Below are 24,016 nucleotides of genomic sequence, written 5' to 3' on the forward strand. Positions count from 1 at the left end.
TATCCACATTAATATAAGAAATTATACCATCAAATATAAAAAAATAAAGTTTATTTTTTATATCAGTGTAACATAACTATTCCATAAATCTCTCATATCCTTAAAATACTTGTCTTTGGTAATATAATATATTGTGTCAAGCTGCTTTACATGTACAGAATGATAGTATCCTGCACTATTGGGTTTGGAATTGTTTGTTATATAGTACAAATCATAACTCGTAAAACCTCCAATATCGTAGTAAGGCAAAATACATTTAAGGCTGTCAATCCCCTTATTGAAATACTCATAAGCAATATTAGAATAGTACTTGTTTTGAGTTTCTTTAACGTGCCACCAATCATATAATCCCATTAAAGTGAAAATATATCCATTTAATGTATAGGAACTAGTAGTATTTACATATTCCTGAAAAAATACCTTGTTTCCTAAATTCGGGTCCAATGCCTCCAGTGTATCCATTACACCTCCTTCTGAAACAGGTGTAATGAGATACTTTAAAGCCTTATTTCCAGCTTCTATATATTTTTTATCTCCTGTTATTTTAAACGCCCTTTCAAATACACTTAAAGCCTGACCTTGTGCCATACTCGATGTCCATCCCGGTTTCAAGTCCTCATAATGATTGTATGCAAAATTATATTTTAGAGCACCTTTTTTATCCATGTAATTAACTAAAAAATCAGCACAGTTTAAAAAACTCTTTTTTGTATCATTTCCATTTATATATTTGCCATACATAGACAATGCATATAATTCTACTGATACAGGATTATAATAAAACTTACCACTATATTTACGCATAGGTATATTATTTGAATCAAACTTAAAATCAGCACAGTTTTCATCATTATTCTTTTCACAATCAAAATAGCACTTATAAGGACTATAATAATGACTTAATTCAACTGAATATCCCTTTAACTTATACTCCTCTTTTGATTTAGACACTAGTTGAATAAAATTTGGACAATATCTATATTTTGTGGAAATTGGTTTTTTTACCTCAGCTAGTTTCTTATAGACAAGTACTTCATTTTTAATATGCCTTGGTGCCTCACTCTTTAGTATTGAATTATATCCTTTAATGGCAGATTGAAATTTTCCCAAAGCTTGATATTTCTTACTTGTAGAAAGTGTTTCATTAAACGTAACTTTTCTATTTTTATTATTCAAACGTACTGAAGCATACCCTATATTGCTGCTAGAAATAATTATAATACTAAAAATTAGCAATATTTCTTTTACAAATTTCATCAGTTTTCTCCTTTTTCAATCAAAATTCTAACTATTAGTATTATTTTTCAAATGTGTAGTTTTTATTAAAAATTTACACATGATAAAAGCCTCACTTCGTATAAATTCATATAATTAAGAATTTATAAAAGTGAGGTTTTTATATAGAAATTCCATTCTAATAACTTCTATGTTGTAATCCTATACTTTGTGTCAATAAATAATTTGGATTAGAAACAATTAGTATATACGTTTATATCCATATCCTTTTCTTGAATTTTTGCAAGTTCTGACATTATTCTTACAAAATGTGGTGACTTCATGTGCTTAGTCAATCCCTCTTTATCTTTCCATTCTTCTATAAAAGTTAAAATTTGTTTATTACTAATATCTTCATACAAATTATAAGATATGTTAGCTTCTTCTTTTAGACTTTCTCTAATCAGTTCAGAAGAAAGTTTCTTAAATTTTTCTGTTTCACCTACTTTAACACAAGCTTTTGCTACAACTTTAAGCATATTATGTCACACCCTTCCTTAAATTATGAACATTATATCATATAAATGTCAAAATAAGAACATTCATGGTACACTCTTTTCTTAAAATATATACTCCATATTCTAATGTTTTTTATTAATTATTGTCTCAATCCAGTTAAAAATACGTTCACCTGCAATTAACTTAGCTCCAACCTGGCAGTGTTCTTCAGCACCTTCTTCTTTAGTAAAAAGCATAAAATCCTTTTTACACTTGAGGTTATCATAGAGAAGTTTTGCTTGTCCTTTAAAGTATCCTTCATTTTCAGTATCAATAACAAGTGTAGGGCACTCAATTTTTTCTGCTGTTCCTTTAAGGTAATAATTTTCTGTTTTTAGGAAGCACTCAGCAGGCGTCTTTGCATCAAATACATACATTGCATTTGAAATTGACCACTTAATCGCTGAACTTTTTTTCATCTCTTCATACATACTGTTATTAACTTCTTCTGGATTATTACGCACATATTCGAAAAAACCTTCCCTTGAAAAATTAGAAGGTCTCCTGAACCCCATGAAATCATATACCCCTCCATTAGCAATGCAGGCTGCTATACGTTTTTCATATACTGCCGCTCTTGGAGCAAGATATCCTCCAAAACTTTCTCCCATAAGCACAATACGATTTGAATCTATCTCTTTTCTTGAAATTAGATAATCTATTACAGGTGTTACAACTTTTTCATAATCATATCTAAAGAATAAATGCTGCTTTCTCACAGCTTCTCCCTGTCCAGGACCTTCAAAAGTAAAAAAGTTCATCCCCCGCGCTAAGGCTGACATTGCTATCCCATAGAATTCTTCTTTAGTTCCATCAAATCCATTTACAAGAACTAAAACAGGTCTTTTTTCATCTCCTTCATGATAAAAATGTCCTGGCAATGTTGTATTTTCGTATGGTATTTTAACAGCTTCTATAACAGGTTTGTTTAATTTCATAACCTGTGAAAAACATTTAATACCTGCATCATAAAGTTCATTTATTCTTGGATCATTTGGATTCTCATGCAAATAAAATTCAGCTGTCCTATAATAGTTAGAAGCTCTCAGATATGCCTGCTTTGCACTAACTAAATGGCCTTCCAAATAGCATTTGTCTGCAAATTCATGAATTCTCTTTGCAAGTTTAGTCCATTCCCTGCACCAGCTTTCAAAATCTCCTTCTACTATCTTGTTTGCAGTTGAAATTACTTCTCCTATATCAGAAGCCCCAGAAGCAGCTCCTCCAAGAAGCCTCAGTACCTGAAATGAAAATTGCTCATCTTTAAAAATTACCTTCATAATTAATTTTCTCCCTTCACTAATTGGTCAATATTGGGTATATTTAAAATTCCTTTATGTACTCCTAGTATTCTTTCAGCTATATCTTCAGCAGCTTTAGCCTTTATTTTTAAATCTTCAAGATTTGTATGGAAAATTCCAGGATCAAACATAAATCCAGTAGCTACCAACATATACTCTGCAGCTTCTTTTGGATACTTAGTATTAAATGCTCCCTCAATTACTCCCTGTTCTATAATTGAAGCATAAACAGGTATTAGTTTATTTATAGAATTTATAATAAATTTTTGGTGAACCCCAGCATTTTTTTCAGTATGAAGCTCTAAAAACAAATCATCTTGTCTTCTTTTTAAGTCAAATTCAATTTTTGCAATTAAATTGAACTTTTGAATTGCATTTAGATCTTCTCGTTTTTGAATATCAATAATTTTTCCAACTCTTTCTTCTGATAAATTTTCAAGTACTGCAAGAAAAACATCCTCTTTGGATTTATAGTAAATATAAAATGTACCTTGAGCTATACCTGCTAATTTTACAATGTCACTTATGACTGTCTTTTCATAGCCTTTTTCTCTAAACAGCCTTTGTGCTGCTTTTAATATATCTTTTTTCCTCTGTTCTGGTTCTTTAGCTGTTCTGCTCATTTTTTCCTCCTCATGTTGAATGACATCATTCATTAAATATATAATACCATAATGAATGATGTCATTCAACAAAAAAGTTATATTTAACTACCCTACGTTAAATATAGAGCAGTTAAATATAACTTTAATTTAAAATGTGCCTCCCTTTAAAACATTCATTAATTGTAATAAGTCTGTTTCATTAGCACCTTGTTTTTTTACCTTATGGTCGATAGACATATGAATTTTACCTGATAGAGCGGATAAGCAATATTGTGTTGCATCATCCCCTGTTAAATTTTTCGACAATTTTTGCTTTTCCATTTTATCAATAGGAATTTTACTTATTAAATGCTTATTATTACTTTCATCTACTACATATGTACAATAATATTTTCCTACTTTTTCTGATATAACTTGTTTACTTTTTTTTGATTTCTTTGTATCATTGCTGCTCTCTTTACTATCTGTTACTGCAGGATAAGCATAAGAATTACCACCAGAAATACTATTTACAGATAAACTCATCTTTATACCTCCTTAATGGAATTTTTATTATATATTGTATATTATAACATATTATTTTCTAACCTTGAAGAACAATGCCTTTGAGAAATTCTATATATCTTATTTACATAATAATTTCTTTTCATCTGCTTTAAACGGAAGGTATAAGTGTTAATAATGGGACCGTACAATATCTGCTACTTTAGAACCCTGGTTTTAGCTATCATTTTCTTATATGTATTGATTTTTTTCTCAAGATGCAGTATATTATCTTCTATTTTACTTCTTTCAAAAGTTAACCTGTCCATTTGCTCTTCTAATAATTTTAATCGCTCTTCCAGTGTTTTGTCTCCTTCATATCTCAATTTAGAATAATATTGTATATCTTTAATTGGCATATTTGTCTCTTTTAGACGAATTATGAACTTTAACCACTCTACATCTTTTTCACTATATATTCTTCTGTTAATCTTGTTTCTCTCAGGATAAATTAAACCAAGTTTCTCGTAATACCTCAATGTGTCAATACTTAAACCAATCTTTTTAGAAAACTCTCCAATATAATAATTCAATTTGATTCCCCCTATTGACATGGAGTTAACTCCATCATATATGATAATACTATCATGAAATTAGGAGGTATTTCAATTATGGAAAATAGATATGAAAAAGGAGTAAATAAGCTTAAGGAAGTTGATGGAACAGGGGGAACAGAAGTAGTAGAATCTCTTAAAGATATTGCTCCAGACTTAGGAAAATACATTATTGAATTTGCTTTTGGAGATATTTATACCAGACCAACATTTGACTTAAAACAGAGAGAACTTGTTACCTTATCTGCACTAACTACATTAGGTGGATGTGACAAACAACTAAAAGTTCATATTAATGGTGCCTTAAATGTTGGAATAACAAAAAAAGAAATTATAGAAGTTTTTCTACAGTGCATCCCTTATGTTGGTTTTCCAAGAGTCCTAAATGCCGTTTCAGTTGCAAAAGATATTTTCTTAAATAACTAATAAATAAGAGCTTAAGTCCTTACAAATAAGGATTTTAAGCTCTCATTAATTTCTAAATTAGTTTCTCTTATCATGATAAAAATAACTACCTATTTCAGCAATAACCATAATTATATTAGCAGGTTTCTTTTTATACTATTTTATGTGTATAATACGTTAACAACTTTATTATATGGTCTGCACTAATAGCTTACATTATCAATTTTAAAATTAATGATTTCTTTCCCAACAAACCTAATTGCACTTTGCGCAATTATTTTCGTAGGATCAATATAATTACCTTCTATATTCAACATTTGGAATGCTACTGGTAATTCAGTACAACCTAAAATTATAGTATCAATATTTTGTGACTTAAAGTCTGAAATAACAGATTTTATATGGTCTAAATTATACTCTTTAATGCCATTTTTAATACCATATATTAAATCATTGATAATATTTTGATTAAAGGTAGCTTTTCAAAAGCTGCAAAAAATCTTTATATCAGCCAACCAGCATTAAGTGCATATATCAAAAAAATAGAAGTAGAGCTAGGTGTATCTTTGTTTGATAGAAGTATGACACCAATTCATTTAACTGAGCCAGGGGAAATGTATATACATGCTATCCTTCAAGTGAAAGCTATTCAAAATAATCTTGAGCAGTACTTCCAAGATATAACAAATTTAAAAGTAGGAAAAATTTCCATTGGTGGTACAAATTTTTTCTGTTCCTGTGTACTTCCTGACATAATAGTTGAGTTTAAAAAACAGCATCCTGGTATAAATGTGGATTTATTTGAGGTCAAATCGTCTGATATGCATGAAGAATTGATGAAAGAAACAATTGATTTAGCAATAGAATGTTTTCACCTAGATACAAAACTCTTCGAAAATCGCGTAATTGCCAAAGAAAATATTATTTTAGCTGTACCAAAAAATTATAGAATCAACGATGAACTAAGCGCTTATCGCTTATCCTTTCAGAATATAGTTGAGAAGAGACATCTGTCGTCTGATTTTCCACCTGTACAGTTAAGTAAATTTGCAAATCAGCCCTTTGTGATGCTGAGAAAAGGTAATGATATGTATACACGCAGTATGAAAATGTGTCGAAAAGCTGGATTTACACCAAAAGCAGTAATATATTTAGATCAATTAATGACGTCTTATCATATTGCCCGAAAAGGTATGGGAATTGCATTCATACGAGATTCTTTAGTAAAATATATGAATTTTAATGAAGATATTTGTTTCTATAAATTAGCAGATGAGCTTTCTAGTAGAGAACTGGTTTTAATACGAAAAAAAAATCGATATTTATCTAGAAGTGTTGATGCATTCATAAATTCGGTTATCTCTTTTTTTTCGATGTAAGAGCTTGGTAAAACTTTATTATTTCTTTTGAATTCATATGAATGTTTGGATTATTAATTTCTTGCACCATTCCACAATATTTGTAGAAGTTATAGACTGTACTTAAAATTCTATTTATAGTTCTACCAGTTCTCTCACTTTCCTTCCAGTATGTATTAGATAATTTAATATTAAGTCCATGATGTGAAAGTTAAATCACTGCTAGATAAATAATTCTTTTATTATGCGCTTTTATTCGGATTTTTTATAGGTATATAAACTTTGACTTCAGCTCCACCTTCATCATTATTTTTAACTTTAACAGTACCACCTAATTTATCTACCAAAGTTTTGACAATATAAAGTCCTAAACCTGAATGTCCTTTTTCCTTTGACCTGGATTCATCCCCTTCATAAAACTTTTTAAATACATTTTCTAAATCTTTTCTTGAAAATCCACATCCAGTATCGTAAACAGAAAAAATAACTTTATTTGAATTTAACTTTAAATTTAAAGTTATTCTTCCATCTTCTTTAGTAAACCTTAAACTATTGGAAACTAAGTTATCAAGTATTTCTGATAATACATAAGTATCTATTTTTATTAGATCATTAGAACTTCTCAAATCTTGAATATTACATACAAATTTTACTTTTTTGCCCTGTGCTAGTACATCGTAATCCATACTTTTTTCATTTATATAAGCTACTAAATCACATTCACTATCACTTAGTTTAAAAGTTTCACTTTCAATCTTAGTTAGTAAATTTATTCTTTGAACTTGATTGGACATTCTATCTATATTTCTGTTTATTAAATTTAAGTACCTATATAGCTTGTCCTTATCCAATTTGTTACTTTCTAAAAGTCCTTCTACATGCCCTTTTATAATTGTAATGGGGGTTTTTAAATCATGTGCAACATCACTTACTATTTCTCTTCTCTCTTCTTCCATTTTCCACTGGTTTTCTAATGATTTCTTTAAATCTACTCTCATATCCTCAAATGACTTGCAGAGTTTCCCAAGTTCATTGTCATTTTCATAACTTATCTTAAACTCCAAGTCCCTAACTCTTATTCTTTCTGCAGCCTCCATTAACTGTTTTAAAGGTACATTTAATTTCTTGTTAAATCTACGGCCAAAAAATATGCTAAATAATATGATATACACAAATGGGGAAAGTATTACAAAAGTATCTGAATACCTAGCAATAAAGTTAAAGTTAGGATTTTTAGCACTACATCTTATATAATATTTTAATATAACCATTCCTTTTAAGTCTTTGTTATCTATAATAGGGATAGACATTATAATTTCTGGATTTATCCGTCCATTAATTTTAGTTGTTTGATCTTTGCTTATAGGCACTTCTGATGCAATAGGCTTTTTAAAATAACCATAAGAAAGTCTACCAGCTGAATCTACTACCTCATATTCAATACCAACTGTAGGTATTACTTTTTCAAGTTTATTTTTAAAATCTTTATTTAATATTTTATCCTTATTCTTATTTATATATTGTTTTATTCCAGGTACTAAATCACTATAATAACCTGCTCTTAATATTACTCCTTTATTAATAAGCTGAATATGCAATACCAAACCTGCCAAGGTAAAAAAAATGCTTAATATAATTACTGAAATAATTGAAAGCATAAATTGTCTCTTAAAAGTTATATTTTTTATTATATTTAATTTCCCCATATGTAATCTGCTCCTATATAATTAGTTAGGCTCTGCACTACTTGTAGTATCTACAAATATCAATCCATCATATCGAAGGTCTAAAATTTCAGATTCAAAGCTTTTATTTTCTCCAGGAAAAACGGCACCTATATCATGACAATATTGAGGTTTTGACAAAATGTTTTTTGCATATTTATTTTTCTTACAAGTGTTGAAATCAATGAAAAAAATAGGATTTACCTTAGAAAAGATATATGCTGCTGAATTTTCTTTTGCTGCTTTTAAGGTACATTTTCCATTAACTATTTGTCCATTTTCCTTATTTGTATAGTTGGCTATTAAATCACCTTTATTAAACTCAAATCCAATAACATACATTTTACTGCCATACATATCATATAAATTTGAGCCCATTCTCTTTACATTTCCTTCTGGATAATCTGAATTTGAGCCACCAAACTTGTCTATTCCTTTTGACACATGTAAATTATGTGCCCACAGCATTATCTTGCTGTCTTCTCCTTCATGATCTAAAATCCACTTTACATTTTCCGCCATATATTTATCTCTTTTAGTTTCTTTTTGAAAATCACTGCCTCCTGTGCCGAACATATCATAAAACTCACATATGACATTTAAATTTTGCATATAAAGTTCGTATTGTTCTTTTGAAGACTTTTTTATATATTCATCTTTGTTTTTTTCAAAAATATTTTTTATCTCCTTAATGCCATCAATTGGGAGCTGCTTTTTTACTCCATAATCTAATGTTCTATCATTAAACTTTGAAAGCACTTCATGTACTCTTGCTTCATAGGATGGATCAACTTTGTTTAAATAATCTATAACATTTTGAGCTGCTGTATGGCTGGACTGCATGTCAAAACCATAGAACTTAATTTTCTTTTCATGTGTTTTATTGTATTCCTTCATCCATTCTACCATATCTAAAACTTCCTTAGTATCCCAGGTCCAAAATCCTAATTTTTTTATAAGCTTACTCGGGTCGCCATTACCATTTAAAATGTAGTCATTTACTGCCATACAGTCAGGCTGTGAAGCTTCCATAGCAAAAACATTATAACCCATTTCTTCCACAAGGAACTGAAACATTCTATGTTTCATCTGAAAAAATTCTTTAGTTCCATGAGTAGCTTCTCCCATAGCAACAATTCTTTTATCCTTTAATATCGGTTTTAAAGGCATTAAATCTTCAAAACCACTATTATACTTTACTGTTTTTAAATTCACCGCTTTATCTTTAAAAGCCTGTACAGCTTTATTTGATCTATATTTACTATATTGGTTATTGAATCCAATACCTATTAGGATAAATATAAACGCAGAAATCACTATAATTATAATTTTTTTCAATAAAACCACCTCCTAATAAAGATAATCTTTCCTTTGCCATAAAAATATACTTACAAGTAATCCCCCAAGCAAGGTGATTATTAAAGTAATGTAAAAACTCATAGGAGCTGTACCTGATAAAACATGAAAACCATATTTTGTAGTTTTATCTAAAAACTCAAAGGGCTTTATATATAAGCTCAAACCTACAAGTGCAGCTATAACAGCTAAAATTGAAATTATAGAATTACTTATTACTAATCCAATAATGCTTGATATTGATAAGACACATAAAGCTATTATAAATTGTATGATAAAAAATTTTGCCGTGTATAAAAGTGCTCCAGACATTGAAAATTTATGCTGTATTTTATAAAACCCTACACTTAATGCATTAGGCATAAACATATATCCGAAAATTGTACTTATTATAAACGCTATGAACATTAGCATAAAGGTAGTTATAGCTAAGGCTGCCCATTTGCTTACTATAAATTCATATTTTTTATACGGTCTTGTTACATACATTCTAAAAGCACCTATGGATTGCTCATAGTTGATTGAAGATATAAATAAAATAGGCAAAATTAAATATACTAGTTCTACTCTTATTTCATAAAATGCAAAAGGTGAAAAATTAAGTCTGTTCAAAGCTACATTATAATCTACACCGTCATAGGACCCCTGCGGACTTATATACCTAAATATACACATTAGTATTATCATGCCTAAATAAAATGCTAATAGTAATTGGTTTCTTCTATTCTCAAAAATTCTTTGAAATTCTGAAGCTATTAATCTTTTCATATTCGTGTTACCTCCTAACAATAACAATCTTGATCACTAAATAAACTATGTGCAATTAAATAAAAGACAATTATGTGAAAAGCAATGGATGTAAATATTATCCCCACTTGCTGAGGCGTTTGTGCCAAAAGTGTTTCTATCCCTATATATTGAATTCTTGTAATAAAAGAAAAGTACAAAATGTTATATATTTGAGAAGTATTATCCATAAGGAAAGAAAATATCTCTGGTAAAATTATAGATACAAGTATAAATGCTAAACTAGCTGAAAGTGCGCCTATAGTAGTTTTACACATCATTGATATACACATAATAACTGATATAACAGCAGCTAAAACTAAAAAGGAAATAACATAATATTTTATATTGTAGATCATACTTTCATTTATTGTAAATTTATTTGAATAATAAGGGAACTTAACTTCCTGTTTTGGTAAAGCTAAATATCCTAAAAAGCTGCTTAAAATAAAATTCGTAATTAAAAGTAAAAATACTGTACTCAACGTAATTAGATACTTTACTTTGAAAATTTCACTAAAAGAAAAACTTCTTAGCATTACCATTCTCATTTGCCCTTCTCTATACTCACTGGTTACAGCCATGATAATAAGAAGGATTACTATAACATCAAAAAACAATATGCTTTCGTTTCTTAAGATTACGCTTGGAAAATTTAAGCAAGAAACATATTTAGGGCTATTTAGAGTAATTAAAGCATCTATTTTAATATAGTGTTTTATAGCAGCTATAATTACTAGTGGTATTAGCATAAATGAAATCCAAGTAGATTTCCTATTCCACAATCTTTGCCATTCACTAATAAATAATTGTTTCATAATCACATCTTCCTCCTAACATCCACTTACTAATTTTATAAAGGCATCCTCTAATCTGCCGCTTTTGCCCATGGATTCTAGTTCATCTTTACTTCCCTGCCATACAAGTTTTCCTTTGTTTATTACTACAAATCTATTGCAAAGCTGTTGAAGTTCATCTAGCAAATGGCTCGATATAAAGAAGGTTATTTTCTTTTCTTTTTGGAGTTTAAATATAAGTTCTCTTAAATCTCTCATGCCCATTGGATCAAGTCCATTTGCAGGTTCATCTAAAATAATTACTTCTGGATTGTTTAAAAGTGCTTGTGCAATACCAAGTCTTTGCTTCATTCCTAATGAATAAGTTTTAACTTTATCGCAGCCTCTATCTTGAAGGTCTACTATCTTTAAAACCTCCTCCACTTTTTCTTTTTGTTCAGACTTTGACATACCTGGATTTAACATAGCTAAGTTCTGGAGATTTTTTCTTCCTGACATATATGGAAAGAATATAGGCTCTTCAACTATTGCTCCAAGTTTTAATAATGCAGTTTTTCTTTCTTTGACTACATTAGCTCCATCTATAGTTACTTCTCCTTCCGTAGGTGAAATCAGATTTGTTATTACTCTAATCATAGTAGTTTTTCCTGCACCATTAGGTCCAATAAAACCACAGATATCACCTTCATGAACGTTGAAGGAAATGTTTTCTAATATAGTTTTTTTCCCTATTTTTTTGCTCACATTTTTAACTGCGATTTTTTCACTTGACATAAATTAATGCCTCCTAATTACTAATACTTTTTAAACACAAGGTAATTATAAGAGGCACTTTTAAAGTTTTCTTAAAGTTCTTATATTTATCCGATGACTACTTGCTCTAATACTCCCACTTCTTCAAGTAGGAGTAAAGAGCAATTACGTCCCTGGATAACGATTTTTCCTAAAGGATAACGCCTTCTAAGTGCTGAAGCACTAAGAATTCTGTTAATAAGCATCAGGTGGAGTTAAAACTCCATCTGATGCCAAGAACTCTGTTTATTGCATAAAAAATAGACTAAACCAGATTTTTGGCTTAGTCATATTTGCCCATAAAAATTTTAATGCTCTTACTTTTCCCACTTATACCCTACTCCCCAGACAGTAGAAATATATTCTTCTTCAGGATCAAAGTTTTGAATCTTATGTCTTATCTTTTTAACATGCTCTGCTACCGATGCTGAATCTCCTTCAGCATCATACCCCCATACTTTCTCGTATATCTGTTCCTTTGAAAAAACTTGTCCACAATTTACCGACAAAAATTCAATTATATCAAATTCCTTCTTAGTTAAAATTACTAACTGGCCATTACAGTAAACTTCTCTATTTCTTAAGTTTATACTTATATTTTTAAAGTATAAATTAGCCTTTTCAGAATTATTTGTGTTTCTTTTTTCTCTTCTCAAATGAGCATGTATTCTTGCTTTTAATTGTCTTAAACTAAATGGCTTTTGAATATAATCGTCTCCACCAGAAGCAAGCCCCTTAACTATGTCTCTTTCTTCTCCTTTAGCAGTTAAAAAAATAATTGGACAACTTACTATATCTCTTATATCATTACATACCTCATATCCATTTTTACCTGGCATCATAATATCAAGTAATATTAAATCTGGATAAAGCTTTATTTTTTCTAGAGCTTCTTCACCACTAGAGGCAGTAAAAACTTCATAATCATCTTCCTCCAATGAATCTCTTAAAAAAGATATTATATCCTCTTCATCATCTACTACTAATATTTTTTCTCTCAATTTTTATCACTCCAATAATAATTCTTATATCTGCTTTATTTTGTCCGATCGCTACCATTGCTAACACCCCATCGCACACAGCGAAAGCGACTATCACCAAATCAAAGATTTGGGATATCTGCTTTTCTATCAAAGTTGGGGATAAGCACTGCTACTCGCCTGGATAAGTTATTCCCCTAAAGGATAACGTATTCTAAGTGCTAAAGGCACTAAGAATACTGTTAATAAGGTTCAGCTGGAGGAAAGTCATCCTTATAAAGCAAACTCCACCTGAACCTAAGAATCACTTGATAAATATACTTTTTCTATTTATTTGTAATTCACTTGAAAACAAATTAATCAATAATTCCTCAATAGCAGAAATGCTTGCAATAGTACAAACTATATACATAATCATATTTGATTGCACAAAAGCAAGTGATATTATAAACGCAAACAGTATAAATCCTGTAAATTTGTTTCCATAAGTATGAAGCATCTCAAAGGTTCTATACTTTATAAATACTACTGCTGTTGATGTTATTTTAATCATTGCTATAACGAAAACCCAGATGATAATTCTAATTGTCAGTTTAATAACTGGATACAGTACAATTATTAATACCAATATCATTATAAAATCCCCAATAGAATCAAGGTTATCACCTAGTTTGCTTACAGTATGGGTTTTTCTTGCTACATATCCATCAAGAACATCAGTAATTTGACAAGCAAGAAAAATTATAAAAAATGGTCCACTTAAAGGTTTTACAAATAACATCATAATTGCAAGAAATATTCTTAAAAGCGATATGCAATTTGCTGCTGGATTAATTATCATTAAATTATCCTTCCTTGTATAATCATACTTAACATCACTTTGGTGATAAACGAAATACTTCCAAAAACCAAATAACATTTACAATTAACGATGCAATACAAATAACTCCCATTAGTGTATATAATGAATTTTTAGCAAATAAATTAGACATAAAGACAACTGTCATTAACGAAAAATCTGATAATATTCCAATGGCAAGAACAAATGCCATTACAAATCTCACTGCTCTTATTCCTAATATATAAATGATTAAAGGTAATATATACAATAATAAAACAATACCCACAGATAACCACATGCCAAAAGAGTTAAATTTATTTGCACTAGGTCCAGAATTAGCAAGCGGCGAAAGAGAACTTATAACTATTAGTGAGCAAAAAAGTACTGCAGAGACTAATGTTATAAAAATAACCTTACACTTATTTTTTTGTCTTATCATTATTTAGACATCCTTTCTTAATCTTCATCCATTTCATTCCAATTAAAAATGGATTATTAATTATATTATATTATGATAAAATGGAAATAAGCAACATTACTTTTAAGAGGTGTATTAAATGTACAATATAATGTTAATTGAAGATGATAAAAAATTAAATAGTCTTATAAGAAATCATCTTAAAAAGTATGGATATCAGACTTGCTGTGTAAATGATTTTTGTGATATAAAAACTGAATTTATTAAAAATAACCCCCATCTTGTTCTTATGGATGTCAATTTGCCTTTATATGATGGCTTTTACTGGTGCAGAGATATAAGAACGATATCAAATGTTCCTATAATATTTCTTTCAGCTAGAAATTCTGATATGGATCAAGTTATGGCCATTGAAAATGGAGGAGATGATTATATAACCAAGCCTTTTTCCTATGATGTACTCATTGCAAAGATAAAAGGAGTTATAAGAAGAGTTTATGGAAGTTACTCAGAAAGCAGCCTCAGTGAGATATTTGAATCAAATGGACTTTTTTTGTATTTAAATCAAAATGTAGTAGAATATAAAAGTAAAAAAGTAGAGCTTAGTAAAAAGGAATTCCAACTTCTATATTCCCTTCTTAAAAATGAAAATAAAATTGTTTCCAGAGAAAGCCTACTAGAAGTCTTATGGAATGATGTAGATTTTGTTGATGACAATACCTTGTCTGTTAACATGACTCGTGTAAGGAAAAGACTTGAGGAAATTGGAATTACCAATGTAATTGAAACCAAACGTGGACAAGGTTATAAAATAGTACCAAATTGGTAAAATGAATCAGTGTACAGGAATGTATACGAGATATTTAAAGCAGGTGAAATAAATGAATTTTAAAGATTTTCTTAAGGATAAGATACCTTTTGCAGTAATTTATTTTTTAGCTACTGCTGCAGTTATACTTGTAATGTATCTTACTTTAATCATAAACAAAATTGAACTTATGAATAATAACATACTTTACGCCTGGTTAATTTCAATAATCTTTTTTATACTATTTTTAATATATGATTATTTAAAAAATAGACATTTTTATAATCAGCTAAATGTAATGTTAAATGCAAAGGAAGATTTAGATAACATACTTAATATAGGTAATTGCAGCACTCATGAGCAGGAAATGTTTAAAAAGCTCCTGCTTAAAACTTATAAAATCTACAGTGAAAGAACTATAAAATATGAAGAAACACACAAAGAATACATAAATTTTATAAATAAGTGGGTACATCAAATGAAAACTCCTGTATCTGTTATGAATCTCATACTTCAAGATGAAATAAATGAAGATAATAGAGCTGTATTTGACAGTATATTAGAAGAAAATGAAAAATTATCTCATGGCCTTGATATGATGCTCTGTAATGCAAGAGTTAACGAATTTAATATGGATTTTAATGTAGAGAGCTTAAATATTATATCCATTGTTAGAAATGTTTTAAATGACAATAAAAAACCTCTCATAAGGAGCCATGTATTTCCTAAAGTTACAACTGATGCAGCTATAACAGTAGAAACAGATAAAAAATGGATTTACTTTGTAATAAATCAAATAGTTGTAAATGCTATAAAATATTCAAAGCTGAAAATTCAAGACAACAAGTATATTACCTTTAAAATCAAAGCTAAAAATTCAAAAATTATATTATCCATAAGTGATGAAGGAATAGGTATACCAAAAGAAGATTTAAATAGAGTATTTAATGCTTTCTTTACAGGTAAAAATGGAAGAAAGAGTGATGAATCCACAGGTATGGGAATGTATCTTGCAAAGAAAATATGTGATAAACTTGGTCATGAAATTCTTGTAGAATCAGAAGAAGGCAAAGGTTCCACCTTTTCTATTGTATTTTTCAAGGGTAAAAACTTGTTTAAATTTTAATCTTTCAATATTGTAAGATTAAAATTGTATTTGAAAGAGAAATCGATACATTGATTTCTCTAATTTTTTTATAATATATACATAAAGTTCATGAGTTCTAACATTTCTCATTTAAAATAATGGAAATGTTATGAACAGCAGCCATGAAACTAACAAGTGAAAGGAATGATAACATGTCAGTATTAAAGGCTGAAAATATAAGTAAAATTTATGGTGATAAAAGAGGAAGCTTACAAGTAAAAGCCCTTGATAAATTTAATATTAGCATCGATGAAGGAGAATTTGTTGGAGTTATGGGCCCTTCTGGAAGTGGAAAGAGCACTCTTTTAAATATTCTTGCAACAATAGATACTCCAACTTCAGGAGAGCTTTTCATAAAAGGAGTTAATCCAGAAAAACTTGATGAAAAGAAAGCTGCACTATTTAGGAGAAAGGAACTTGGATTTATATTTCAAGATTTTAATTTACTAGATTCCCTATCAATAAAGGAAAATATAATACTTCCTTTAGTACTCAACAAAACAAATACTCATGAAATAGAAAAAAAAGTAGATGATATTGCTTCACTTTTAAATATAAAAAAGATTTTAGATAAAAGACCTTATGAAACTTCAGGTGGCCAGCAGCAAAGGGCCGCTTGTGCAAGAGCACTAATTCACAATCCATCTATAATACTTGCAGATGAACCCACTGGAAATCTTGATTCTAAAGCTTCTCAGGATGTTATGGAATCTTTGACTAACTTAAATAATGAAAGAAAAGCAACTATAATGATGGTTACTCATGATCCTTTTGCAGCTAGCTTTTGTAAAAGAATAATAATGATTAAGGATGGAAGATTCTTTTTAGAAATTGTAAAAGGAGGTAATCGCCAAGCTTTCTTCAAGGAAATCATGGATTCACTTACTTTAATAGGAGGTCACTATAATGACATTGCATAATATCGCTGTTAAAAACATAAAGGGAAATTTAAATAAATTTATAATGTACTATTTAAGTAATACCTTTGTAGTTATGGTATTTTTCATATTTGCAAATTTTCTTTTAAGTCCTAAGGCTTCTAGTTTAAAAAACATGGGGCAAGCCGGCGCAATTATGACAGAAACAGTTTATCTTTGTGAGTTTGTAATACTCATATTCACAGTTGTATTTACTAACTATTCTATATCAAGTTTTTTAAAATCAAGAGAAAAAGAATTTGGGCTTTTATCAATGTTTGGACTGACAAGAAGCCAAGTAAGAAATTATGTTATGTTTGAAAACTTAATTGTTTCTTTATTTTCTATAAGTACAGGAATTATACTTGGTACTCTTTTTTCTAAATTATTTTTTATGTCAATTTCAGCTATTTTGATTTTAAATGCTGAAATTCCTCTTACAATATCAATTAAAGCAGTAATATTAACTTCAGTATGTTTTTTAATATTGTTTCAAATAACTTGTTTTAGATCAAGCTATAAAATAAAAAGCAATAACATAATAGAGCTTTTAAAAGGCTCACGGGTTGCAAAGCCAGTACCTAAATTTTCTAGTAAAAAAGCAATTTTATCTATAATATTAATTGGCTTTGGATATATTTTAGCAGTTTTTTCAGGTCAGGCTATTGTACTCACTATGTTCCCTATTTTAATTGTAGTAGTAACTGGCACCTATATGTTATACTCTCAATTCAGCATATATATTACAAGTAAACTTAAAAATAATAATAAAATCTTTTATAAAGGCATCAATATGATAACATTATCTCAAATAATATATAAACTTAGTGACAATACAAAAATACTATTTGCTGTTTCAATACTTTCAGCTGTAACCTTGACAGCTTCTGCAAGTGTATACTCATTTCAAAAAACTGTACAAAAACAAACTATAATAGACTACCCACAGGATATAAGTTTTATTGAAAATGGATTAAATACACACAATGTAATATCTCCTAAAGAAGTAGAAAAAATTTTTAAATCCTATGGAAATGAAATAAAATATAAAAATAAAATTATACTTATAAAAGCAACTAACAATGATTTATCTTCAAATAAGCACTCAAATTTTGAAGAACTGATCAATAAAAAAGATTTCTATATTATGTCCAATACTGATTACAACACTTTAGCAAATGAGCAAAAGAAATCAACTATTAAATTAAATAGTGGTGAAGTAATTGTTCACTATCATAATGTCATTGCAACTAAAGATACAGGATTATTTGCTGATAAAAGTTATTTAAAATTAAATACCGAAAACACTTCCATAAACTTAAAGCTTAAAAATGAAATAAATGGTGGAATAATTAATCAGGATAGCAAGAACTCCAATACTGCAGTAGTAAGCGATGATGACTTTAATAAACTTAAAGCTGATATTAAGGATGATACTCTTCAAGTTTATTATGGTTATACCATAATAAATGGATTTAAAGCAGTAAACTCAGTATCAAATATAAAAAGTGAAATTCCAAAGGAAATGAAAAGTAGTTTTTCTGAAAGAGTATTAAGCTTTTCTAAAATGATGGAAGTTATGTCTACATTTTTCTTTATAGGAACCTTTATTTCAGTATTGTTCTTCATAGCAACCTGCAGCATAATATACTTTAAATTATTTAATGAAATTCAAAATGATAAGCATGAATTTACAGCTCTTAAAAAAATGGGAATGTCTGTAGATGAAATAAAGAAAATAGTAAGTACTCAATGCTTTATAATGTTCTTTCTACCTTTTGCAGTATCCTTTATTCATACTAGTTTTGCAATAAAGGCTTTAAGCAACATATTACAAACAAGCCTTAGCCTTTATTTAATGATCATAGTAGGAATTTATTTTCTACTTCAGACAATTTACTTTTGCTTTTCAAGGACTATGTACGTAAAACAAATAAATACATGGCAATAATTACATTACCACGTTTAAAAAAAGTAAGAAAATGCGATTACTTTCTTAAAGAATTTAGAGGCAGTACTTTCTCAATGTGCCTCTAATTTTTTTTTAAATGCATATCAGTTCTATGTGATACTTTATATTTAACTGCTATTTCTAAACTCATTATGGAAATCTATAGGAGCAACTTTAATAAATCATATTCCTTTTGTTTATCAGTATTTTTGCTATTTACCTTGCTGAAATCTACATCTATTATTTTGTTATCCTTAATTCCAACAGCCCTTCCTGCAAAACCTTTCATCAATAGTTCTACAGCTTTAACCCCCATTTTACTCGCTAATACTCTATCAAAAGCAGATGGATTTCCTCCTCTTTGTATAAATCCTAAAACAGTGTTCCTTATACTAATTTTTAGTCTTTTTTCTATATACTTTTGAAGTTCTTCTATATCATACATTCTTTCAGTTATTATTATCACGTTATCATTTTTTCCTTTGCTTATGTTTTTACTCAATTTATTACATATAGTATTAAAATCCAATTTTCTTTCAGGAGTAGATATTATTTCTCCTCCTCCAGCTAAAGCTGAATATAAAGCTAAATCACCACAATACCTTCCCATTACCTCTACAATAGTAGTTTTTTCATGAGAAGAATCTGTATCTCTTATTTTACCTATACATTCTAAAACTGTATTTAAAGTTGTATCAAACCCTATGCAATAATCTGTATAAGCCAAATCATTATCTATCGTTCCTGGTAATGCTATAACCTTTATTCCTAGCTTGCTAAGTTCTTTCGCCCCTTGAAAAGATCCATCTCCTCCAACTACAACAACACTATCTATTTCAAATTTTTTTAATGTTTCTAAAGCTTTTTTTCTTCCACCCTCATCCATAAATTCTAGACATCTAGCCGTCTTCAGTATAGTTCCTCCTTTTTCTGCAATGCCATCTATATCTAAATTATTTAATTTTATTATATCTTCTTCTATCAAGCCCTTATACCCATACTTTATGCCCAAAACTTCTATGCCATTATAATTTGCAGATTTTACTACTGCTCTAATAGCAGCATTCATTCCTGGAGCATCTCCTCCACTTGTTAAAATTCCTATTTTCATATATTTCACCTGCTTAATATAACTTTTAATAGCCTTGTGTATACTGCATATTACTACAAATTTTTTCAGTTTCAAAAACACTATGCCTCTTTCTTTTGAAGTAAGTTTTTATTGTGCCTTGTTTATCTCTTCAATCATGTGTATATGTGTTTTCTTATCTATAGTATAGAAATACAATATGATACCTGCTCCTAGTAACGCAATGCCACAAACTAAATTCATGCTAACATTTATCGCTGTCATAACCTTTATGCTCTGAACCTGATTTGCTGCATACCCTAAAGCTCCTAGTACCCAGCCAATAACTGCTGTACAGATTGCCATACCTAGTTTAAATGCAAAATTAATGTATGCAGATAAAAAACCAGCTGCATGTTGATGATACTTATATTGGGTATATTCTGTTGTATCTGGTACCATACCAAATAGAGAAGCGATACCAAGGCCTCCTCCAATACCTGTCAAAAAAGTAAGCCCATGATATAGATTAAGTCCCACGGCAGTGTGTACTGGTAAGTAGTTCATGATAATCATAAGAATACCAGAAAAGGTAAACCCAATCATTGGAAGTGTTCTCTTATTATTTACTTTAGCTACTAGATATGCTAATGAAAATGTTCCTATAACACGTCCTAAGAACATTAATCCAGAATTCAGCATAAATAATTTATCGTTGCCTACATAATATTTAAAATAGTACATTCTTACCGCGCCACCTGCTGCCTCATAAAAGCCCCAACATACAAATGAAACCACTAAAATCATTACAGGGGTATTGCCTTTTAACACCTTAATTACATCTTTCCAACTTACCTTTTCTACCTTTACCTCTACAACCTCTTTAGTTGTTTTAAAACAGAAGATATATAATGGTAATGCTATACATGAGAAAATGACTGCCGCCCAAAAAAATCCTTTTCCTTCATTTCCTCCACCAACCCATTGAACCACACGTAGAACAAGCTGTGAGAGAAGCAATGTTGCAATAAATGCACCAGTCATACGATAACTAGAAAGACTAGATCGTGTATCTCCATCTCTGGTTAAAGTTGCTGGCATTGCAGAATAAGGAACATTTACACATGAATAGACAAGTACTAACATTAAGTAACACGCAAAACAATAAAATGCTCTTGTGTATGCAGATTGCGAAGGTAATACGGTAAAGCACATAATATTTAACAACAACATAGGAATACATGCGAATAGAATCCATGGTCTGTAGCAGCCCCATTTTGATTTAGTTCTATCAGCTATTGCACCTAAAATAGGATCAAACACCGCATCGCATAACTTAGAAACCAGCATAAAAGTACCGCAAAGTATAGCAGGTATAAGTGCAACATCTGTCCAAAAATACATCAAATAGGTAGAAACCAATGACCAACTAAAATTATTTGCAACGTCACCAGAAGCATACCCTATTTTTTTGAACTTAGAAAGCTTAATATTTTCGGAATTCACCTTATCAGTAACAGACATTTTGAAAATTCCTCCTTTTTTATAGAACTTTAGGCTTGACCATAACTGTTGCCCTTTTATTTTAGTTCTGGCATAGCTCAAAATCATTTGCTATGCCTTTATCAATTGTAGCTGCAAACGCATACCCATGTTCTATTGAAATACTTTTCTTCACATATTCCTGTATTATTTAGAGCAATCAAATAAAATTTTAGGATAAATTGATTTATTAAACAGTTCAAACCCTTTCACTGCATCACTCAGTGGCATTACCTTGCCAATAACCTTATCAAGCTGTAATCTTGGGATAAGATTGATGGTACGAGGCATAATTGAAGTTGTAGTAAATACTGTTTGAATCCTACCTTCCTTCATATATAGTTCATAGAGATTCAGTGGCATTTCATATTTAGGGGGAAATACTGCAAAGTAAACTACTGTACCACATTTGCCCATAATTTTTAGTGCTGGTTCTGCCGCTTTAGGAGAACCTGATGCCTCAAATACGTAATCAAAGCCATTACCATCTGTAATTTCCATTGCACGCTTTTCCATATTTTCATTGAATGGGTCAATCACATACTGTGCTCCCATGTTAAGTGCCATTTGACGTTTAGATTCTACAGGATCAATAGCAGTTACCTTTGCACCACCTGCAAGTAAAATCATATTTAAAAGAATAGAACCAATACCACCTACGCCTGAAATTGCAACCGTATCACCATGCTTTATTTGCGCTAAATCCATAGCACGGACAGTACAATTTGCTGGTTCTACTAAACTATACCATTGTAAATCAGCATCATCTGGAATCTTGAAAACAGCACTGACATCAGTCACCACGTATTCTGCAAAAGCACCTGTGTCTTGAGAATTATGACAATATTGGGGCTGTCCTTTTTTGCAGGCTGGACACTTTCCACAACTTGTTACTGGAAAAAGAGAAACCTTATCACCAATTTTAAATCCAAACTTGTCAGCTCCTTCGCCTAACTCTTCAATGATACCAGATGCTTCATGACCAAGACGCATTGGCGGTTTTGCACCTAATACCCCCATGGTTACCATATGCACGTCTGTTGCACAAAGAGCAGCATATGCAATTTTTACCTTTACCTGATTCTCAGCTACCTTTGGAATTTCTACATTACGAACTTCTACTTTATTTTTATCTGTAAACCATACCTGTTTCATTTTTTCCAATTTTCTTCACCCCTTCTACTAACATTAAACTTTTAAAAAACTATTTAGTCCACTTTCCCATTTATACAAATCCTTTAAATTTCGCTAATTTAGTCTCTATGCTGTATACATTTCAATGGAGACTATTTCTTAAAAGGCATAGTTCAAATTAATAGTATAACTTTTACACTAACCTTAATTTGAACTACGCTTCATATATATCGCTTTTTTACTTACCAGCAGCAAGCATCTTTTTCACTGTTTCAGCAATACTATGTGAATCTAGGCCATAATATTTGTAGATTTCAGTATCAGGACCAATAACACTGAACTCATCAGGTAACCCAATTCTCTTAAACTTGCAATTTATACCCGCTTCTGCTATAACCTCAGCTACTGCACCACCAAGACCACCATTAATGCTCTGATCTTCAACGGTTACAATAAAACCTGTTTCCCTTGCAGATTTTAAAACTATATCAACATCAAAAGGTTTAATAGTGTGCATATCTATAACTCTGGCATTTACACCTGTTTCTGCAAGCTCCTTTGCTGCCATAAGAGACCAATACACACTGTTACCTGTCCCAATTAAAGTCAAATCATTACCTTCCTTTACAGTAATAGCTTTACCAATTTTAAATTCATAATTATTATCTTTATATACATCTGGCTCAGCACCTCTTGCAATACGGATAATCATAGGTCCTTTATAAGTCATTGACTCTCTTACAACTTTCCTACACTGACCTGCATCTGCTGGAACACAGATTGTTAAATTTGGTATTGCTCTATAAAATGACAAATCAGCAATAACATTGTGGGTAGGACCTCCACCAGATGTAACTCCAGAGTGAGTTCCAATCAATCTTACAGGCACATCATTATAAGCAATATCTGTGTGTATCTGGTCTGCTGCCCTTAAAGGAAGAAATGGACCAAATACTTGTGAAAACACAATTTTACCAGAAAGAGCTAATCCTGCAGATATACCAACCTGATTGGCTTCTGCAATACCAATATTAAAACAACGTTCAGGATATTTTTTTATAAACTTTCCTGTAGATGTGGAAGGTGCAACATTATCAGAATAAGTAAATGCAAATTCTAATCCTTCATCTGCCATTTTCATCAATTCGACCCCATAAGCTTCTCTTGCGGATGATAACATCTGATCAAAATCGAAAGTTGTTTCAACTGCCATAA

Annotated in this window: 24 protein-coding genes; 6 read left to right on the top strand and 18 right to left on the bottom strand. The window is 30.0% G+C overall.

The genetic code is table 11. From position 1 onward, the window contains the following. Positions 1 to 57: 57 nt before the first annotated feature. The 6 genes from CLJU_RS12605 to CLJU_RS12630 all read right to left on the bottom strand — a co-directional run bounded on the left by CLJU_RS12605 (position 58) and on the right by CLJU_RS12630 (position 4,755). Positions 58 to 1,257, bottom strand: coding sequence for a D-glucuronyl C5-epimerase family protein (locus CLJU_RS12605; protein ID WP_013239207.1), 1,200 nt, complete (start codon positions 1,255 to 1,257; stop codon positions 58 to 60). A 209-nt stretch (positions 1,258 to 1,466) separates the two neighbouring features. Then, positions 1,467 to 1,754 (bottom strand): putative quinol monooxygenase, encoded by a 288-nt coding sequence (locus CLJU_RS12610; protein ID WP_013239208.1) that lies wholly within the window; start codon positions 1,752 to 1,754, stop codon positions 1,467 to 1,469. Positions 1,755 to 1,856: 102 nt separating this feature from the next. Then, entirely contained in the window at positions 1,857 to 3,053 is a 1,197-nt protein-coding gene (locus CLJU_RS12615) for an alpha/beta hydrolase family protein (protein WP_013239209.1), read from the bottom strand. Between the two features lie 2 nt (positions 3,054 to 3,055). Then, positions 3,056 to 3,697 (bottom strand): TetR/AcrR family transcriptional regulator, encoded by a 642-nt coding sequence (locus CLJU_RS12620; RefSeq protein WP_013239210.1) that lies wholly within the window; start codon positions 3,695 to 3,697, stop codon positions 3,056 to 3,058. A gap of 129 nt (positions 3,698 to 3,826) precedes the next feature. Continuing rightward, positions 3,827 to 4,204, bottom strand: coding sequence for a hypothetical protein (locus CLJU_RS12625; protein ID WP_013239211.1), 378 nt, complete (start codon positions 4,202 to 4,204; stop codon positions 3,827 to 3,829). A gap of 176 nt (positions 4,205 to 4,380) precedes the next feature. Next, positions 4,381 to 4,755 carry a MerR family transcriptional regulator gene (locus CLJU_RS12630; protein ID WP_029170000.1) on the bottom strand — a complete coding sequence of 125 codons (375 nt, stop codon included), beginning with the start codon at positions 4,753 to 4,755 and terminating at the stop codon, positions 4,381 to 4,383. Positions 4,756 to 4,833: 78 nt separating this feature from the next. On the opposite strand from CLJU_RS12630, the gene CLJU_RS12635 reads away from it, so the two are divergent. Further along, positions 4,834 to 5,202, top strand: coding sequence for a carboxymuconolactone decarboxylase family protein (locus tag CLJU_RS12635; protein WP_013239213.1), 369 nt, complete (start codon positions 4,834 to 4,836; stop codon positions 5,200 to 5,202). Positions 5,203 to 5,645: 443 nt separating this feature from the next. Further along, positions 5,646 to 6,560 (top strand): LysR family transcriptional regulator, encoded by a 915-nt coding sequence (locus CLJU_RS12640; RefSeq protein ID WP_013239214.1) that lies wholly within the window; start codon positions 5,646 to 5,648, stop codon positions 6,558 to 6,560. Between the two features lie 221 nt (positions 6,561 to 6,781). Here the strand turns inward: CLJU_RS12640 and CLJU_RS12645 are convergent, their stop codons facing one another. The 8 genes from CLJU_RS12645 to CLJU_RS12680 all read right to left on the bottom strand — a co-directional run bounded on the left by CLJU_RS12645 (position 6,782) and on the right by CLJU_RS12680 (position 14,254). Continuing rightward, the gene (locus CLJU_RS12645) at positions 6,782 to 8,245 is read right to left on the bottom strand and encodes a sensor histidine kinase (RefSeq protein WP_013239215.1); all 1,464 of its coding nucleotides are present in this window, start codon (positions 8,243 to 8,245) and stop codon (positions 6,782 to 6,784) included. 21 nt (positions 8,246 to 8,266) lie between these two features. Further along, on the bottom strand, positions 8,267 to 9,610 hold the full coding sequence (locus CLJU_RS12650; RefSeq protein ID WP_242825677.1) for an erythromycin esterase family protein: 1,344 nt from the start codon (positions 9,608 to 9,610) through the stop codon (positions 8,267 to 8,269). A 3-nt stretch (positions 9,611 to 9,613) separates the two neighbouring features. Next, entirely contained in the window at positions 9,614 to 10,387 is a 774-nt protein-coding gene (locus tag CLJU_RS12655; RefSeq protein ID WP_013239217.1) for an ABC transporter permease, read from the bottom strand. Between the two features lie 14 nt (positions 10,388 to 10,401). Further along, complete coding sequence (locus CLJU_RS12660) at positions 10,402 to 11,223, bottom strand: ABC transporter permease (RefSeq protein ID WP_023161913.1); 822 nt, start codon at positions 11,221 to 11,223, stop codon at positions 10,402 to 10,404. A 15-nt stretch (positions 11,224 to 11,238) separates the two neighbouring features. Beyond that, positions 11,239 to 11,976 carry an ABC transporter ATP-binding protein gene (locus CLJU_RS12665; protein ID WP_013239219.1) on the bottom strand — a complete coding sequence of 246 codons (738 nt, stop codon included), beginning with the start codon at positions 11,974 to 11,976 and terminating at the stop codon, positions 11,239 to 11,241. A gap of 335 nt (positions 11,977 to 12,311) precedes the next feature. Continuing rightward, positions 12,312 to 12,995, bottom strand: coding sequence for a response regulator transcription factor (locus tag CLJU_RS12670; RefSeq protein ID WP_013239220.1), 684 nt, complete (start codon positions 12,993 to 12,995; stop codon positions 12,312 to 12,314). Between the two features lie 283 nt (positions 12,996 to 13,278). Beyond that, on the bottom strand, positions 13,279 to 13,815 hold the full coding sequence (locus CLJU_RS12675; RefSeq protein WP_013239221.1) for a CDP-alcohol phosphatidyltransferase family protein: 537 nt from the start codon (positions 13,813 to 13,815) through the stop codon (positions 13,279 to 13,281). Between the two features lie 34 nt (positions 13,816 to 13,849). Next, on the bottom strand, positions 13,850 to 14,254 hold the full coding sequence (locus CLJU_RS12680; protein WP_013239222.1) for a DUF5391 domain-containing protein: 405 nt from the start codon (positions 14,252 to 14,254) through the stop codon (positions 13,850 to 13,852). A 118-nt stretch (positions 14,255 to 14,372) separates the two neighbouring features. Here CLJU_RS12680 and CLJU_RS12685 point away from each other — a divergent pair, with 118 nt between their 5' ends. From CLJU_RS12685 to CLJU_RS12700, 4 genes are all read left to right on the top strand, one after another. Next, complete coding sequence (locus tag CLJU_RS12685) at positions 14,373 to 15,062, top strand: response regulator transcription factor (protein WP_013239223.1); 690 nt, start codon at positions 14,373 to 14,375, stop codon at positions 15,060 to 15,062. A gap of 52 nt (positions 15,063 to 15,114) precedes the next feature. Next, positions 15,115 to 16,167, top strand: a complete 1,053-nt coding sequence (locus CLJU_RS12690) for a sensor histidine kinase (RefSeq protein ID WP_013239224.1) — start codon at positions 15,115 to 15,117, stop codon at positions 16,165 to 16,167. 173 nt (positions 16,168 to 16,340) lie between these two features. Next, positions 16,341 to 17,108 carry an ABC transporter ATP-binding protein gene (locus tag CLJU_RS12695; protein ID WP_013239225.1) on the top strand — a complete coding sequence of 256 codons (768 nt, stop codon included), beginning with the start codon at positions 16,341 to 16,343 and terminating at the stop codon, positions 17,106 to 17,108. Continuing rightward, positions 17,095 to 19,056, top strand: a complete 1,962-nt coding sequence (locus CLJU_RS12700) for an FtsX-like permease family protein (protein WP_013239226.1) — start codon at positions 17,095 to 17,097, stop codon at positions 19,054 to 19,056. Before CLJU_RS12695 ends, CLJU_RS12700 begins: the two co-directional genes overlap by 14 nt. A gap of 160 nt (positions 19,057 to 19,216) precedes the next feature. Here CLJU_RS12700 and pfkA read toward each other — a convergent pair whose 3' ends face one another. From pfkA to CLJU_RS12720, 4 genes are all read right to left on the bottom strand, one after another. Then, positions 19,217 to 20,167, bottom strand: a complete 951-nt coding sequence (pfkA, locus tag CLJU_RS12705; RefSeq protein WP_013239227.1) for a 6-phosphofructokinase — start codon at positions 20,165 to 20,167, stop codon at positions 19,217 to 19,219. 108 nt (positions 20,168 to 20,275) lie between these two features. Next, positions 20,276 to 21,649, bottom strand: a complete 1,374-nt coding sequence (locus CLJU_RS12710; RefSeq protein WP_013239228.1) for an MFS transporter — start codon at positions 21,647 to 21,649, stop codon at positions 20,276 to 20,278. Between the two features lie 165 nt (positions 21,650 to 21,814). Further along, a complete protein-coding gene (locus CLJU_RS12715; protein ID WP_148222379.1) occupies positions 21,815 to 22,822 on the bottom strand; it encodes a zinc-dependent alcohol dehydrogenase in 1,008 nt (335 codons plus the stop codon). A gap of 217 nt (positions 22,823 to 23,039) precedes the next feature. Continuing rightward, complete coding sequence (locus CLJU_RS12720) at positions 23,040 to 24,014, bottom strand: transketolase family protein (protein WP_013239230.1); 975 nt, start codon at positions 24,012 to 24,014, stop codon at positions 23,040 to 23,042. Between the last annotated feature and the right edge of the window lie 2 nt (positions 24,015 to 24,016).

Source organism: Clostridium ljungdahlii DSM 13528 (assembly GCF_000143685.1).
In the GTDB taxonomy this organism is placed as follows: Bacteria; Bacillota; Clostridia; order Clostridiales; family Clostridiaceae; genus Clostridium_B; species Clostridium_B ljungdahlii.

Excerpts from the sequence above, each read along its gene's own strand:
- CLJU_RS12690 (WP_013239224.1), top strand. The coding sequence starts at position 15,115 with ATGAATTTTAAAGATTTTCTTAAGGATAAGATACCTTTTGCAGTAATT.
- CLJU_RS12660 (WP_023161913.1), bottom strand. The coding sequence starts at position 11,223 with ATGAAACAATTATTTATTAGTGAATGGCAAAGATTGTGGAATAGGAAA.
- CLJU_RS12655 (WP_013239217.1), bottom strand. The coding sequence starts at position 10,387 with ATGAAAAGATTAATAGCTTCAGAATTTCAAAGAATTTTTGAGAATAGA.
- CLJU_RS12695 (WP_013239225.1), top strand. The coding sequence starts at position 16,341 with ATGTCAGTATTAAAGGCTGAAAATATAAGTAAAATTTATGGTGATAAA.
- CLJU_RS12645 (WP_013239215.1), bottom strand. The coding sequence starts at position 8,245 with ATGGGGAAATTAAATATAATAAAAAATATAACTTTTAAGAGACAATTT.
- CLJU_RS12665 (WP_013239219.1), bottom strand. The coding sequence starts at position 11,976 with ATGTCAAGTGAAAAAATCGCAGTTAAAAATGTGAGCAAAAAAATAGGG.
- CLJU_RS12615 (WP_013239209.1), bottom strand. The coding sequence starts at position 3,053 with ATGAAGGTAATTTTTAAAGATGAGCAATTTTCATTTCAGGTACTGAGG.
- CLJU_RS12700 (WP_013239226.1), top strand. The coding sequence starts at position 17,095 with ATGACATTGCATAATATCGCTGTTAAAAACATAAAGGGAAATTTAAAT.
- CLJU_RS12685 (WP_013239223.1), top strand. The coding sequence starts at position 14,373 with ATGTACAATATAATGTTAATTGAAGATGATAAAAAATTAAATAGTCTT.
- pfkA (WP_013239227.1), bottom strand. The coding sequence starts at position 20,167 with ATGAAAATAGGAATTTTAACAAGTGGAGGAGATGCTCCAGGAATGAAT.
- CLJU_RS12605 (WP_013239207.1), bottom strand. The coding sequence starts at position 1,257 with ATGAAATTTGTAAAAGAAATATTGCTAATTTTTAGTATTATAATTATT.
- CLJU_RS12710 (WP_013239228.1), bottom strand. The coding sequence starts at position 21,649 with ATGTCTGTTACTGATAAGGTGAATTCCGAAAATATTAAGCTTTCTAAG.
- CLJU_RS12625 (WP_013239211.1), bottom strand. The coding sequence starts at position 4,204 with ATGAGTTTATCTGTAAATAGTATTTCTGGTGGTAATTCTTATGCTTAT.
- CLJU_RS12675 (WP_013239221.1), bottom strand. The coding sequence starts at position 13,815 with ATGATAATTAATCCAGCAGCAAATTGCATATCGCTTTTAAGAATATTT.
- CLJU_RS12680 (WP_013239222.1), bottom strand. The coding sequence starts at position 14,254 with ATGATAAGACAAAAAAATAAGTGTAAGGTTATTTTTATAACATTAGTC.
- CLJU_RS12620 (WP_013239210.1), bottom strand. The coding sequence starts at position 3,697 with ATGAGCAGAACAGCTAAAGAACCAGAACAGAGGAAAAAAGATATATTA.
- CLJU_RS12635 (WP_013239213.1), top strand. The coding sequence starts at position 4,834 with ATGGAAAATAGATATGAAAAAGGAGTAAATAAGCTTAAGGAAGTTGAT.
- CLJU_RS12610 (WP_013239208.1), bottom strand. The coding sequence starts at position 1,754 with ATGCTTAAAGTTGTAGCAAAAGCTTGTGTTAAAGTAGGTGAAACAGAA.
- CLJU_RS12715 (WP_148222379.1), bottom strand. The coding sequence starts at position 22,822 with ATGAAACAGGTATGGTTTACAGATAAAAATAAAGTAGAAGTTCGTAAT.
- CLJU_RS12720 (WP_013239230.1), bottom strand. The coding sequence starts at position 24,014 with ATGGCAGTTGAAACAACTTTCGATTTTGATCAGATGTTATCATCCGCA.